This is a genomic window from Phycicoccus sp., from assembly GCF_035325325.1.
Taxonomy (GTDB): domain Bacteria; phylum Actinomycetota; class Actinomycetes; order Actinomycetales; family Dermatophilaceae; genus Phycicoccus.
This window is the reverse complement of the sequence record NZ_DAOLAC010000037.1, coordinates 1-13,217: the sequence shown is the minus strand read 5'-3', so window position 1 is coordinate 13,217 and position 13,217 is coordinate 1. Positions and strand designations below refer to the sequence as shown.

The 13,217-nt window shown below is 73.4% G+C and carries 15 protein-coding genes and 2 tRNA genes; 11 read left to right on the top strand and 6 right to left on the bottom strand.

Annotated elements, in window-relative coordinates; genetic code table 11:
* Positions 1-39 precede the first annotated feature (39 nt).
* From PKA89_RS17090 to PKA89_RS17080, 3 genes are read left to right on the top strand one after another with little or no spacing between them, the layout of a single operon-like run.
* Positions 40-969, top strand: a complete 930-nt coding sequence (locus PKA89_RS17090) for a GDSL-type esterase/lipase family protein (protein ID WP_324421474.1) — start codon at positions 40-42, stop codon at positions 967-969.
* A gap of 32 nt (positions 970-1,001) precedes the next feature.
* On the top strand, positions 1,002-1,514 hold the full coding sequence (locus PKA89_RS17085; RefSeq protein ID WP_324421472.1) for a PH domain-containing protein: 513 nt from the start codon (positions 1,002-1,004) through the stop codon (positions 1,512-1,514).
* Positions 1,515-1,545: 31 nt separating this feature from the next.
* Entirely contained in the window at positions 1,546-2,316 is a 771-nt protein-coding gene (locus PKA89_RS17080; protein WP_324421470.1) for a fumarylacetoacetate hydrolase family protein, read from the top strand.
* Positions 2,317-2,319: 3 nt separating this feature from the next.
* Here PKA89_RS17080 and PKA89_RS17075 read toward each other — a convergent pair whose 3' ends face one another.
* Both PKA89_RS17075 and PKA89_RS17070 read right to left on the bottom strand, forming a co-directional pair.
* Positions 2,320-2,616 (bottom strand): DUF1905 domain-containing protein, encoded by a 297-nt coding sequence (locus PKA89_RS17075; RefSeq protein WP_324421468.1) that lies wholly within the window; start codon positions 2,614-2,616, stop codon positions 2,320-2,322.
* 126 nt (positions 2,617-2,742) lie between these two features.
* Positions 2,743-3,426, bottom strand: coding sequence for a DUF2306 domain-containing protein (locus PKA89_RS17070; RefSeq protein ID WP_324421466.1), 684 nt, complete (start codon positions 3,424-3,426; stop codon positions 2,743-2,745).
* An 86-nt stretch (positions 3,427-3,512) separates the two neighbouring features.
* On the opposite strand from PKA89_RS17070, the gene gltX reads away from it, so the two are divergent.
* The 4 genes from gltX to PKA89_RS17050 all read left to right on the top strand — a co-directional run bounded on the left by gltX (position 3,513) and on the right by PKA89_RS17050 (position 6,148).
* Positions 3,513-5,060, top strand: a complete 1,548-nt coding sequence (gene gltX, locus PKA89_RS17065; protein WP_324421465.1) for a glutamate--tRNA ligase — start codon at positions 3,513-3,515, stop codon at positions 5,058-5,060.
* Positions 5,057-5,836 carry an HAD family hydrolase gene (locus PKA89_RS17060; protein ID WP_324421464.1) on the top strand — a complete coding sequence of 260 codons (780 nt, stop codon included), beginning with the start codon at positions 5,057-5,059 and terminating at the stop codon, positions 5,834-5,836. Before gltX ends, PKA89_RS17060 begins: the two co-directional genes overlap by 4 nt.
* Positions 5,837-5,896: 60 nt before the next feature.
* Positions 5,897-5,971 (top strand) — tRNA-Gln (locus PKA89_RS17055).
* A gap of 104 nt (positions 5,972-6,075) precedes the next feature.
* A tRNA-Glu gene (locus PKA89_RS17050) sits at positions 6,076-6,148 on the top strand.
* 68 nt (positions 6,149-6,216) lie between these two features.
* Here PKA89_RS17050 and PKA89_RS17045 read toward each other — a convergent pair.
* Complete coding sequence (locus PKA89_RS17045) at positions 6,217-6,864, bottom strand: MerR family transcriptional regulator (protein ID WP_324421462.1); 648 nt, start codon at positions 6,862-6,864, stop codon at positions 6,217-6,219.
* A 51-nt stretch (positions 6,865-6,915) separates the two neighbouring features.
* On the opposite strand from PKA89_RS17045, the gene PKA89_RS17040 reads away from it, so the two are divergent.
* Positions 6,916-7,416, top strand: coding sequence for a DUF4188 domain-containing protein (locus PKA89_RS17040; protein WP_324421460.1), 501 nt, complete (start codon positions 6,916-6,918; stop codon positions 7,414-7,416).
* Position 7,417: 1 nt separating this feature from the next.
* Here the strand turns inward: PKA89_RS17040 and PKA89_RS17035 are convergent, their stop codons facing one another.
* From PKA89_RS17035 to PKA89_RS17025, 3 genes are all read right to left on the bottom strand, one after another.
* Entirely contained in the window at positions 7,418-7,762 is a 345-nt protein-coding gene (locus tag PKA89_RS17035; RefSeq protein ID WP_324421458.1) for an NAD(P)-dependent oxidoreductase, read from the bottom strand.
* 154 nt (positions 7,763-7,916) lie between these two features.
* Complete coding sequence (locus PKA89_RS17030; protein WP_324421456.1) at positions 7,917-9,356, bottom strand: alkaline phosphatase PhoX; 1,440 nt, start codon at positions 9,354-9,356, stop codon at positions 7,917-7,919.
* A 171-nt stretch (positions 9,357-9,527) separates the two neighbouring features.
* Complete coding sequence (locus tag PKA89_RS17025) at positions 9,528-10,271, bottom strand: IclR family transcriptional regulator (protein WP_324421454.1); 744 nt, start codon at positions 10,269-10,271, stop codon at positions 9,528-9,530.
* 152 nt (positions 10,272-10,423) lie between these two features.
* Here PKA89_RS17025 and leuC point away from each other — a divergent pair, with 152 nt between their 5' ends.
* From leuC to PKA89_RS17010, 3 genes are all read left to right on the top strand, one after another.
* Complete coding sequence (leuC, locus tag PKA89_RS17020) at positions 10,424-11,836, top strand: 3-isopropylmalate dehydratase large subunit (RefSeq protein WP_324421452.1); 1,413 nt, start codon at positions 10,424-10,426, stop codon at positions 11,834-11,836.
* Entirely contained in the window at positions 11,836-12,426 is a 591-nt protein-coding gene (gene leuD, locus PKA89_RS17015; protein ID WP_324421450.1) for a 3-isopropylmalate dehydratase small subunit, read from the top strand. Before leuC ends, leuD begins: the two co-directional genes overlap by 1 nt.
* A 262-nt stretch (positions 12,427-12,688) precedes the next feature.
* Positions 12,689-13,217, top strand: a 529-nt coding sequence (locus tag PKA89_RS17010; RefSeq protein ID WP_324421448.1) for an HU family DNA-binding protein, incomplete at its 3' end; no start/stop codon positions are given.

Genomic DNA, 13,217 nt, shown 5'->3' with positions numbered 1-13,217 from the left:
TGGTCCCCGTCCCCGCTCACCCGACCCGGAGGTCCGATCGTGCCCCGCACCCTCGCCGCGGCCGCCCTCGCCGGCGCGCTGCTCCTCGCGGCGTGCAGCAGCAGCGGGGGAGACGGACCGGCGTCCACCGCGTCGTCGACGGGCCCGTCGTCGGCCGCGTCCTCGACGAGTGCCCCGGCGTCGCCCGCCCCCTCCGGCTCGGCGGCGCCCGCCGGCCCGCTCCTCGTGGCGCTCGGCGACTCGCTCGCCGCCGGTTACCAGCCGGGCGGCGCCGAGCTGCGCGACAGCGCCTACCCTGCCCTCGCCGCGGCCCGGCTCTCGGCCGGTGGCCAGCGCCTCGGCGTCGCCAACCTCGCGTGCAGCGGCGAGACCACCTCGACGCTCGTCGAGGGCGGCCGGTGCACCTACCCCGAGAAGAGCCAGCTCGCCGCCGCCGAGGCCCTCCTGCGCGAGCGACGCGGCGACGTCCGCCTCGTCACCCTCGACATCGGCGGCAACGACCTCCTGCACTGCGTGCGCGGGATGCAGGTCGACGCCTCGTGCGCCACGACCGGACTCGGCACGGTACGCACCAACCTGCCGACCGTCCTCGAGCGGCTGCGGGCCGCCGCCGGACCCGACGTCCCCGTGCTCGTCCTCGGCTACTACAACCCGTGGCTGGCCGCCAGCTACCTCGGGGCCGGCAAGACCCAGCTCGCCGCGGCGACGAGCGCCTACACCAAGCTCGACACCGAGATCGCCGCCGCTGCCAAGGCCACCGGGGCGCGCTACGTCCCGCTCACCGCGGCCTTCGCCCTCGCCGACACGACCCCCACGACCTTCAACGGGAAGTCGGTGCCGCGCAACGTCGCCCAGGTCTGCACGCTGACCTACATCTGCACCGCGTTCGACGTGCACCTGACCGACGAGGGCGCGGCCACGGTCGGCCGCGTGCTGGCCACGGCCGCACGGGCCGCCGGCGTGTCCTGACGCCGGCCGCTGTGGGCCCCTACGCTGGGCCCGTGGGCTTCCCGGAGAACGTCCTGGCACAGGACGAACAGGTCGTGCGACACCTCCGTCCGCACTGGCTGACGGTGCTGGCACCGACCCTCGTCGGCGCGGTGGTCGTCGTCGGCGGCGTCGTCGCGCTGCTCGTCCTCCCCGACGGCTCGGTCGGCACCGTGCTGCTCTGGGTCGTGCTCGCCGCCGTCGCGCTCATCCTGCTGGTCTTCGTCCTCGGGCCCTTCGTGCGCTGGCGTTCCACGCACTACGTCATCACGACCCACCGCGTGATGGTGCGCCGCGGTGTCCTCACGAAGTCCGGCAAGGACATCACCCTCGCGAAGATCACCGACGTCAGCTTCCGGCAGACCCTCCTGGACCGGATGATCGGCGCCGGGTCGCTGCACATCGAGTCCGCCGGCGACAGCCCCGACGAGGACCTGACCAACGTCCCGGACAGCGACGAGGTGCAGCAGCTGATCAACCGGCTCGTCGACGAGGACTCCCGCTCCCGCCGCGGGTACGGCGAGTAGCAACTCCGGTCGCGGGTCGTAGGCTCGGGCCATGCGCATCGCGAGGTTCACCACCGGTGACGACCCCGTCTACGGGCTGGTCGACGGGGCGGGGGAGAAGATCGCCGAGATCACCGGCGACCCGCTCTACACGAGGATCGAGCTGACCGGCGCCACGCACCTCGTCGAGGACGTGCGCCTCCTGGCCCCGGTCATCCCGCGCAGCAAGGTCGTCGGCATCGGGAAGAACTACGCCGACCACGCGGCCGAGATGGGCGGCGACGTGCCCGAGGAGCCCTTGATGTTCCTCGTCCCGAACACCGCCGTCGTCGGCCCGGGCGACCCCGTCGTCCTGCCACCCCAGAGCAGCGAGGTGCACTACGAGGGCGAGCTCGCGGTCGTCATCGGCCGGTTGTGCAAGGACGTGGAGCCCGAGGACGCCCTCGGCGTCGTCTTCGGCTACACCTGCGCGAACGACGTCACCGCCCGCGACCTGCAGCGCTCGGACGGGCAGTGGGCCCGCGCCAAGGGCTTCGACACCTTCTGCCCGCTCGGGCCGTGGGTCGAGACCGACCTCGACGTCTCCTCCCTCCGCGTCGTCACCCGGCGCGACGGCGAGGTCGTCCAGGACGGCACGACGGCCGACATGGTCCACGGCGTCGCGGCCCTGGTCTCCCACGCGTCGAGGGCGTTCACCCTGCTGCCCGGCGACGTCATCCTCACCGGCACGCCCGCGGGGGTCGGGCCGGTGGTGGCAGGGCAGCGGGTCGAGGTCGAGATCGAGGGCATCGGCACCCTGTCCAACCCGTTCGTCGAGCCCTGACGCTCAACGCCGTTCGGTGAGGTGCACCCGGACGACGTCGCCCACGTCCTTGCCGATCGCGCGCAGGGTGGCGGCGGTCAGGGGCAGCTTGTGCCGGCCGTCGCCGAGCGCCATGAACGAGGTGCGCAGCGGTGCGCCCTCGACCGTGCCCGTCACCTTGACGAGCCCGCGGGTGCCGAAGACCTCGACGGAGTCGGGCCAGACGACGTAGCTCCAGCCGCCGTCGGCGTCGCTGCGCACGACCGGCGCCTCGAACTCGAGGTCGAGCGGTCCGGGTCGGGTGGGGTCGAGTGCGGTCATGGCTGATCCTCTCCTCGTGCTACCCGGCGACGGCGGGGTAGTGGGTGCTCGACACGGTGGTCTCCTCGCTCGGGTGGTGTCGCGAGGTCAGACCGTCACCGGGACCAGAACTCGTCGGTGGCCTCGTCAGCCGTCGAGGTCCGGGGTGCGGCGCAGCCACCACTCGGCGAACAGGACGTGCATCGAGAGCCCGAGCCAGAAGGCGACCCCGAAGGTCGCCCGCAGCGGCATGGTGTCGCCGTCCATGCCGAGCAGCCCGAGCTGGATGCCGGTGAAGACGCCGACCCAGAGCCGGATCGAGGCCACCCCGAGCCCGACCGCGAAGGCGCGGACCATCCACCGACGGTGGTGGGCCACCCGGCCGCCACGGATGGCGCGGAACGCGAGCACCAGGCACACGACGAACCACGTGCCGAAGACCGCCGTCGCCGACGTCTCCGCCCCGCGCCCCCACGCGAACACGACGCCGAGCACGACGGACAGCACCCCGGAGAGCAGGGCGCAGCCGAGGAGGACCCGCCCCACCCGGCGGTGCAGGACGTAGTGCCGGCTCCGGAACCGGTGCGAGAGCTGGAACGGCGCCCCGAGGAGGTAGACGACCCCGGGCACGATGTGGCCGTAGGCGAGCCACGGGTGGGCGACGTACTTCTCGGCGAGGTCGTCGTCGGGCACGGTGCCGGCGAGCACGTGCGGCACGTCCGTGGCGAGACGCCGCACGACGAAGACGAGGACGATCGTCGTGAGCACACCGATGGCCAGGCCCACCGGGCGCACCCGTCGCCGGCCCTCCGGCTCCACGACCCCCGCCACCGCTCGAGTGTGCGCCACCCGCACCCGATGCGCCAGGGCGGCCGCCGCTCGCGTCACTGCGCCCCGTCACTACGCTGGCACCCATCATGAGCGAGCAGACCCCCTCCGCCACGCCGGCCGGCGACCTCCCCGGCCCGGTCCGCCTCCGCGTCGCCCCGTCCCCGACGGGTGACCCGCACGTGGGCACGGCGTACATGTCCCTGTTCAACCTCGCCTTCGCCCGGCAGCAGGGCGGTCGGTTCGTCCTGCGCATCGAGGACACCGACCGCGCCCGCTTCCGCGAGGACTCCGAGCAGCAGGTCTTCGACACCCTGCGCTGGCTCGGCCTCACCTGGGACGAGGGCCCGGACATCGGAGGCCCGTGCGCGCCCTACCGGCAGAGCGAGCGGCTGACGACCTACCGGCCCTACGTCGAGCGGCTGCTCGAGGCCGGGCACGCCTACCGCTGCTGGTGCTCGACCGAGCGGCTCGCCGAGATGCGCGAGGAGCAGCAGCGCCTCAAGCAGCCGACCGGCTACGACCGGCTCTGCCTCGGGAAGACCGAGGAGGAGCGCCGAGCACTGCCCGGCTTCTCCGAGACCCCCGTCGTGCGGATGCTCGTCCCCGACGACGTCGACACCGAGTTCGACGACCTCATCCGTGGCCGGCTCTCCGCCCCGCGCCCCGACGACCAGGTCATCCTCAAGGCCGACGGCTTCCCGACCTACCACCTCGCCGTCGTCGTCGACGACCACGAGATGGGCATCACCCACGTCGTGCGCGGCGAGGAGTGGATCAGCTCGACGCCGAAGCACGTCCTCCTCTACCGGTGGCTCGGCCTGACGCCGCCGAAGTTCGCGCACATGCCGCTCCTGCGGAACGCGAACAAGTCGAAGATCAGCAAGCGCAAGAACCCCGAGGCGCGGCTCACCTGGTTCGAGGAGGAGGGCTACCTCCCCGAGGCGCTCGTCAACTTCCTCGGCCTGCTCGCCTACCCGCCGGCCCAGGACGCCGAGGGCAACGACGTGGAGGTCTTCACCTTCGAGGAGTTCGCGCAGCGCTTCGACTGGGCCGAGGTCAACCCGGTCGGCCCGATCTTCGACCTCAAGAAGCTCGACTGGCTCAACGGCGTCCACATCCGGGCGCTCGACCCGCAGGACTTCACCGCGCGGCTGCTGCCCCACCTCCAGCGGGCCGGGGTCCTCGGCGAGAACCCGTCACTCGGCGAGCTGGCCCGGCTCGAGCAGGTGGCGGCGCTCATCCAGACCCGGATCGCGCACCTCACCGAGGCGACCGACCTCGTCGCGCCGTTCTACGCCCCTGACGACGCCGTCGAGGTCGCCGACGACGCCCGCGCCCAGCTCGGGGACGGCGCCGCCGCGACCCTCGACGCCGCCACCGCCGCGCTCGCCGACCTGCCGGACCACCACGACGGTGTGCTCGGGTCCGAGCCGTCGTTCCGGGCCGAGGCGATCGAGGCCGCGCTGCGGGCCGCGCTCGTCGACGGCCTCGGCCTCAAGCCGAAGTTCGCCTTCGGTCCCCTGCGCACCGCCGTCTCCGGCCGGCGGGTCAGCCCCCCGCTCTTCGAGTCGATGGAGATCCTCGGCAGGACGGCCACCCTGGCCCGCCTGACGACCCTGCGCGCGAGCCTGTGAGCGGACCCTGGGACGGCCTCGGCGTCGAGGCCGTGCTCCTCGACGCCGACGACACGCTCTACGACACCCGGACGGCGATGCACCGGGCCGGCGCGGCCGCGGCGCAGGCGCTCTGGCCGGACGCCGACCCGGACCGGCTCGCCCGGGCCGGCGTCCGCTTCCGCGACGACCCGGAGGGACACTTCGCCGCCTACACCCGCGGCGAGACCGAGTTCGACGAGATGCGCCGTGCGCGCCTCGACGAGCTCGCCGCGTGGCTCGACCGACGCCCCGAGGGCGACTGGTGGGACGCCTTCGAGGACGCCTACGAGCCGGCCTTCCTCGCGACCCTCGAGGCGTTCGAGGACGTCCGCCCCGCGGTCGCCGCCCTGCGCGCCACCGGGCTCGCGGTCGGGGTGCTCACGAACTCCTCGGGCGACTACACCCGGGCCAAGCTCGCGGCGGCCCGGCTCGAGGACCTCTTCGACGTCGTCTGCAGCCGCGACACCCTCGGGTTCGGCAAGCCCGACGCCCGTGCCTTCCACGAGGCCAGCCGTCGCCTCGGTGCCCCGCCGGCGCGCACCCTGTACGTCGGCGACGAGGTCTCGACCGACCCGCTCGGGGCGGCGGACGCGGGGCTGCCGGCGGCCTGGCTGGTGCGCGACGGGGAGCCGGACGAGCGCGGGCTGCGGCTCGTCGAGGCCCGCAAGGTGCCGGTCGTGCGCTCGCTCGCCGAGATCCCGGACCTGCTGGTCGGGGACGCCGTGCGATTTGGGCCGGGGGAGAGGGCCCGGTAGTATCGCCACTCGGTTCGCCGCTCGACGGCCCGCCCGCGGGACATCGGACGGCATACCCCATGGGGTATGGTGTAATTGGCAACACTGGTGATTCTGGTTCATCCGTTCTAGGTTCGAGTCCTGGTACCCCAGCCATCGCCCTCCGGCTCGCGTCGGGGGCGATTTCGGAGAAAGCCCTCCCGTTCGGTAGTGTTCTCTCCCGTTGCCCAGGCCGTCTCGAGCGGCCCGGACAGCACCACGGCCCCGTTGTGTAGTGGCCTAGCACGCCGCCCTCTCAAGGCGGTAGCGCGGGTTCGAATCCCGTCGGGGCTACATCGGTCGAAGGCCCGGTCCACCAGGACCGGGCCTTCGTCGTGTCCGCCTCGCGCGAGCCGGGGTGCTCACGCCCGCTCGGCGCTCGCCGCCTCCTGGGCCACCCGCCGCAGGGCGAGGAGCACCGGGTCGACCATCACCGTGCCGACGACCACGCGGTGCATCGCCTCGGCGGGGGAGCCGGCCGCCAGGGCGAGGTCGAGGTCGACCTCGGCGACCGCCCGCATCGCCTCTGCGTACCGGCGCAGCACGTCTTCGGACAGCGGGGCGCCGGCGGCGCGCGCGGCCTCCACGGCCCGCCCGAGCGCCGCCGCGAACGGGCCGTCCGCCCAGACCCGCCAGCCCAGCCCCTCGAGGAGGTCGGCCACGACCTCCCCGGGGCCCTCGTCGCCGCCGGGCCCGGCGAGCGTGCAGTGCGCGGTCCCGAGCAGCTCGTGCCGCGAGGGTGGGGGGGCCTCGAGGGCCCCGACGATGGTGCGCACCCCGGCGACCGGCACTCCGCCGTGCTCGACGAGGGCCCGGACGAGACGCACCCGCTCGACGTGCTCCTCGCCGTAGTCGGCCGAGGTGCGGCTCGTCGGGGTCCCGGGCTGGAGGACTCCCTCGCGGAGGTAGTACTTCAGCGTGTGGACCGGGACGCCGGTCCGCTCGGCGAGCTGGGAGATGCGCAACGGGGCTCCTGTCGGGAGGCGGGGCTTGACACTGGAGAGTGCCACTATCCATCATGGTCGCACCAGACAGCGCCACTATCCAGTCAGGAGCCTCCCATGGACCGGGTCACCCACGCGTACGACGGGCCGTTGACCGTCTTCCTCATCGGCCTGCGGGTCCACAAGCCGTGGAAGGTCGGCATCGTCCGCCAGGCCGCTGCCGCGATGCCGCGGATGATCGTCGAGCTCGAGAGGAACAAGGCGGCCGCCGAGCGCGGCGAGGCCGAGCACCTCGGCTACCTCGGCAGCCGCTCGACCGTGCACCTCATGGCGACGACGATGGTCCAGTGGTGGCGCAGCGTCGAGGAGCTCTACGCCTACGCCAACGCGGCCGACCACCTGCACCGGCCGGCGTGGACCGAGTTCTACCGGGTCGCCAAGGCCGACCCGGGTGCGGTGACCATCTGGCACGAGACCTACACGGTGCCGGCGCACGGCGCCGAGAGCATCTACTCGGGGCCGAAACCCCTGGGACTGGCCTCGATCGCCGGCACCATCCCGGTCGGGCGGCGTGGCGAGACGGCACGGCAGCGGCTGGGCGGCACGACGACCGCCTGAGCTACGCGACCTCGGCCCGGGCCGCCGCCGCGAGGGCGCACACCCGGGCGTCGAGGCGCGCGTCGCCGGTCGCGGCGTGGACGAGCCAGGCGGCGCGCAGGTCGGCGACCGTGGGCCAGCGGTTCTCCCAGGACACGAGGCGCTCGGCGAGCAGGTCGAACACGTCGTCGCACAGGCTCGGGGCGAAGACGATGACGGGGGTGCGCGCCCGGGTCAACGCGGCTGCGCGGCGCGCGGCGAGCGGCCCGCCGCCGACGACGAGGGCCGGGCGGTCCGGCCGCGGGAAGGCGAGCAGGCGGGTGCGGTCCCGGGCGATGCGCTGGGCGGCGGTGGCGGACGGTGGCACGGGCGCTCCTCCTCGGCTGGCGGGTGCGCCCAGCGTGGCCCGCGGATGTTGCACCGCGTGCGGCGCCGTGTGACATCCGTGTTGCGCGCGACGCGGCGGCAGCCGCCCGGGGTCCTCTGCCGGCCCCGGGCGGCCGCGTCCTGCTCGCCGTGGGTCAGCAGCCGTGCCGGCGACCCCACGGCCCGGTGATCGCGAAGACGACCCCGGGGTCCTGGGAGTTGGCGAAGAGGAAGCGTCCGTCGTGCGAGAAGTTCGCGCCCGCCATCTCGCTGTCCTGGCGGTTGAGGGCGAGGAACGCGGTGTGGCCCCGCAGGTCGTCGAGGACGAGGTGGTTGCGGCCGTCGCCGTCCTCGCAGACGACGAGCCCGCCCCACGGGTTGACCGTGATGTTGTCCGGGCCGTCCGGGTCGGTGTCCTGGTCGGCCGGGGTGTAGGCGTAGTGGCTCTTGAGGGTGATCGTCCCGCGCCGGGTGTCGAAGAACCAGATCTGGCCGTCGTGCTCGGCCGCCGACCCGTCACTCGTCCGGGCGAACGAGGAGTCGAAGTAGAACCCGCCCTTGTCCCACCACATCCCCTCGAGCTTCCGGGCCCGGGTGATGGCGCCGCCGGGCGTGCCGGTCGACCCGGGTCCGTCGAACTGCTTGCGCGTCGAGGTCGTGCGGGCGTCGCGGTCGGGAACCTCCTTCCAGCGCACCGAGAGCGTCGTCCCGAGGCGGGAGTACACGGACAGGTCCGGGACGAAGGTGCCCCGGTCGGTGACGTACATCGCCTCGAGCGTCCCGGCGTCGTCGGCGAGGTGGTGGAAGCCCCGGCGACGTGGCGCGTGCCGGTCCGGGCTCCAGCGGTAGAGCAGCCCGTTCGGGTTGCCGGCGTCCTCGGTCGAGTAGACCTGCCCGCGCTCGGGGTCGACGACGACCGCCTCGTGGGGAAAGCGACCGAAGGCCTTGATCGGCCGGGCGTTGCGCGGGTTCGTCGGGTCCTGCGGGTCGACCTCGAAGACGTAGCCGTGGTCCTTGCGGACGTCCTTGGTCGGGTCGGCCTTCTGCTCGGTCTCCTCGCAGGTGAGCCAGGTGCCCCACGGGCTGACCCCGCCCGCGCAGTTGGACCAGGTGCCGGCGAGGGAGACGACCTCCGAGACGCGGCGGCCGTGGCGGTCGACGGTGATCGTCGTCGTCCCGCCCTTCGGGCTGCCCTCGTCGTAGGTGATGCCGGGCCGGTGCGGGACGGGCATCGACGCGGACGAGCCGTTCTCGTGGTTCGAGACGAGGACCCAGCCACCGCTGCGGGTGCGGAAGGAACCGGTGCCGTCGTAGCGCGACGGGCTCTGCTCGCCGCCGTCGTCGAGGATGGTCGGCTCGACCGGGTTGCCGCTGTTGCCGGCCACCGCGAGCACGGTGTACGAGAAGCCGGCCGGCAGGTCGAGCAGGCCGTTGGGGTCGGGGACGAGCGGTCCGTAGCCGACCGCGTCCTCGTCGTGCTCATGGCGACCGCGCGGGTGCGCGGAGGCGGTGGGTGCAGCGGTCAGCGTCGCGGCGCCGACGCCGGCGGCGGTCAGGCCGATGAACGAGCGGCGGCGCAGGTGGGTGTCGGGCACGGGTCCTCCAGGCGGGGCTCTCGCAGCCGCCGGACGGCGGCCGTCGCGGGACACCCTCGTCCGGTCGGGGAACGGCCGGCAGGCACGGGCGGTGACGAGCCGGTGAACATCTCGCCAGCACTCGGTCAGCGGCTCGGTCCGGCCGCTCCGGGCCGGCCCACCCGCGCCGGGTCAGGCGTTGTTCTGCGCCTCCTGCTGGGCGGCGTGCCGCGCGAGCACCTCGGTCAGCTTGTTCGCCCCGGCCATGACGGTGGCGGCGTGCAGCCGCCCCGGCTGCCGGGACAGGCGCTCGATGGGTCCGGAGATGGACACCGCGGCGATGACCCGGCCGGAGGGGGAGCGCACCGGCGCCGAGACCGAGGCGACCCCCGGCTCGCGCTCGCCGACGCTCTGCGCCCAGCCGCGCCGACGCACCCCGGAGAGCGCGGTCGCGGTGAACGCCGCGCCCTGCAGGCCGCGGTGCAGCCGGTCCGGCTCCTCCCACGCGAGGAGGATCTGGGCCGCCGAGCCGGCCCGCATGGAGAGGGTGGCGCCGATCGGGATGGAGTCACGCAGTCCGACCGGGCGCTCGGCGGCCGAGACGCACACCCGGTACTCGCCCTGGCGTCGGAAGAGCTGGGCCGACTCGTTCGTGTGGTCGCGCAGCGCGCCGAGGACCGGGCCGGCGGCGGCCAGCAGCCGGTCCTCGCCGGCCGCCGCGGCGAGCTCACCGAGGCGGGGGCCGAGCACGAAGCGGCCCTGGAGGTCGCGGGTCACGAGCCGGTGGTGCTCGAGCGCGACGGCCAGCCGGTGGGCCGTCGGGCGGGCCAGGCCGGTGGCCGTGACGAGCTGGGCGAGCGTCGACGGGCCGGCCTCGAGGGCGGACAGGACGATGGCCGCCTTGTCGAGGACGCCGACCCCACTGCTGTTGTCCATGTCTTGATATTGACGTCTCATTGCCTGAGACGCAAGTCCGTGCACGGTGTGGGCGTGCGAATCTCGGCATGACGGCGACGGCGCGGTGCCGCCGGTCCGCCGTCGACCCAAGCCGCGGCCGACCGCCGCGACCGACGTGAGAGGTGTGTGGGATGGCCGGAACACTGGCCGAGAAGGTGTGGGAGCAGCACGTGGTGCGCCGGGGGGACGGCGAGCCGGACCTCCTCTACATCGACCTCCACCTGCTCCACGAGGTCACGAGCCCGCAGGCCTTCGACGGCCTGCGGCTGGCCGGCCGGCCGGTGCGCCGCCCCGACCTCACCCTCGCCACCGAGGACCACAACGTGCCGACCACCCCGGGCCCGATCACCGACCCGGTCAGCCGCACCCAGGTCGAGACGCTCCGCCGCAACTGCGAGGAGTTCGGCGTGACCATCTACCCGATGGGCGACGCCGAGCAGGGCATCGTGCACGTCGTCGGCCCGCAGCTGGGCCTGACCCAGCCCGGGATGACCATCGTCTGCGGCGACAGCCACACCTCGACGCACGGCGCGTTCGGCGCGCTCGCGTTCGGCATCGGTACCTCCGAGGTCGAGCACGTGCTCGCGACGCAGACGCTGCCGCTCAAGCCGTTCCGCACGATGGCCGTCACCGTCGAGGGCGAGCTGCCCGCCGGCGTCACGGCCAAGGACGTCGTCCTCGCCGTCATCGCGAGGATCGGCACGGGTGGTGGTCAGGGCCACGTCATCGAGTACCGCGGCAGCGCCATCCGCGCGCTGTCGATGGAGGCCCGGATGACGGTGTGCAACATGTCGATCGAGGCCGGGGCCCGGGCGGGCATGATCGCGCCGGACGAGACGACCTTCGAGTACCTCAGGGGTCGCGGCCACGCGCCTACCGGCGCCGACTGGGACGCCGCCGTCGAGGCCTGGCGTGAGCTGCGCAGCGACGACGACGCCGAGTTCGACACCGAGGTCGTCCTCGACGCCGCGAGCCTCACGCCGTTCGTCACCTGGGGCACCAACCCCGGCCAGGGCAACCCGCTCGGCGAGGCGGTCCCCGACCCCGAGACGCTCGGCGACGACAACGACAAGGTCGCGGCGCGCCGGGCCCTCGAGTACATGGGCCTCACGGCCGGCACACCGCTGCGCGAGATCCACGTCGACACCGTCTTCGTCGGCTCGTGCACGAACGGCCGCATCGAGGACCTGCGGGCCGCGGCCGAGGTCATCAAGGGGCGCACCGTCGCCGACGGCGTCCGGATGCTCGTCGTGCCCGGGTCGGCCCGGGTGCGCCTGCAGGCCGAGAGCGAGGGCCTCGACGCGGTCTTCACGGCGGCCGGCGCCGAGTGGCGGCTGCCGGGGTGTTCGATGTGCCTCGGGATGAACCCCGACCAGCTCGCGCCGGGGGAGCGCAGCGCCTCGACCTCGAACCGCAACTTCGAGGGCCGGCAGGGCAAGGGTGGGCGGACCCATCTCGTGAGCCCGCTCGTCGCCGCCGCGACCGCGGTGCGCGGCACCCTGTCGAGCCCGGCCGACCTCGAGCCCGTGGAGGCGAACGCCTGATGGAGAAGTTCACGTCGCACACCGGCATCGGGGTCCCGCTGCGCCGCAGCAACGTCGACACCGACCAGATCATCCCGGCGGTGTACCTCAAGCGGGTCACGCGGTCCGGGTTCGAGGACGGCCTGTTCGCGGCGTGGCGCAGCGACCCGACCTTCGTCCTCAACGACCCGGGTTTCGCGGCCGGGTCGGTGCTCGTCGCCGGGCCGGACTTCGGCACCGGGTCCTCGCGCGAGCACGCCGTGTGGGCGCTCATGAACTACGGCTTCCGCGTGGTCATCTCGTCCCGGTTCGCCGACATCTTCCGTGGCAACAGCGGCAAGCAGGGGCTGCTCACCGCGCAGTGCAGCCAGGACGACGTCGAGCTGCTGTGGAAGCTGCTCGAGAACGAGCCCGGGACCTCCGTGACCGTCGACCTCGAGTCGCGCACCGTGACCGCCGGAGACCTCGTCGCGCCGTTCGAGGTCGACGACTACACGCGCTGGCGGCTCCTCGAGGGCCTGGACGACATCAGCCTGTCGCTGCGGCACGAGGGCGACATCACGGCCTTCGAGGAAATTCGTCCGGCGTGGAAGCCGACCGTCACCTCCTGAACCGGAAGGCTTGTCGCGCAACGGGTTCCATCGGCCCGTCGACGGGCAACGCTCCCTCCCGGGACCGTCGTCATGGTGTCGGTGGGGCGCGTGTGACGTCTGGCCGCCTGCCAAACCGTCTGTGGCGCAACCCGAACACGCCGCGAGAGTGGTGGACGTGCTTGTCCCTCAGGCATACCGTCGGATCCGAGGTCGGCCCGTCCGGCCCCCACGTCACCAGCGTCGCGGCGTCCGCCCGGCGCCGACCGATGGAGGAACCACGTTGAACAAGGCAGACATCGTCAAGGAGCTCGAGAAGTCCCTCGGCAGCCGGAAGGCGGCCAACGACGCGCTCGACACCGTCCTCGACACGATCGTCCGCGAGGTCTCCCGGGGCGGCAAGGTCGCCATCACCGGGTTCGGCACCTTCGACCGGGCCGAGCGCGCCGCCCGCACCGGCCGGAACCCGCACACCGGGACCTCGGTGCGCATCCCGAAGAGCAAGGCTCCGCGGTTCCGTCCGGGCACCGCCTTCAAGGACTACGTCAAGAAGCCGAGCAGCCTGCCGAAGGCGGCCCCGGCCACCGGTCGTGCGCCCGCGGGCGGGACGGCCGCCCCGGCGGCGCCGGCCAAGAAGGCGGCCGCGAAGAAGTCGACGGCGAAGAAGACGGCGAAGACGGCCGCGAAGAAGTCCGCGCCCGCGAAGACTGCGGCGAAGAAGGTCGCGACCAAGGCGGCACCGGCGAAGAAGGCGCCCGCGAAGAAGGTCGCGACCAAGGCGGCACCGGCGAAGAAGGCGCCCGCGAAGAAGG

Coding starts and splice junctions, on each gene's coding strand:
- PKA89_RS17080 (WP_324421470.1), top strand. CDS start 1,546: ATGCGCATCGCGAGGTTCACCACCGGTGACGACCCCGTCTACGGGCTG.
- PKA89_RS17075 (WP_324421468.1), bottom strand. CDS start 2,616: ATGACCGCACTCGACCCCACCCGACCCGGACCGCTCGACCTCGAGTTC.
- gltX (WP_324421465.1), top strand. CDS start 3,513: ATGAGCGAGCAGACCCCCTCCGCCACGCCGGCCGGCGACCTCCCCGGC.
- PKA89_RS17040 (WP_324421460.1), top strand. CDS start 6,916: ATGGACCGGGTCACCCACGCGTACGACGGGCCGTTGACCGTCTTCCTC.
- PKA89_RS17025 (WP_324421454.1), bottom strand. CDS start 10,271: ATGGACAACAGCAGTGGGGTCGGCGTCCTCGACAAGGCGGCCATCGTC.
- leuC (WP_324421452.1), top strand. CDS start 10,424: ATGGCCGGAACACTGGCCGAGAAGGTGTGGGAGCAGCACGTGGTGCGC.
- leuD (WP_324421450.1), top strand. CDS start 11,836: ATGGAGAAGTTCACGTCGCACACCGGCATCGGGGTCCCGCTGCGCCGC.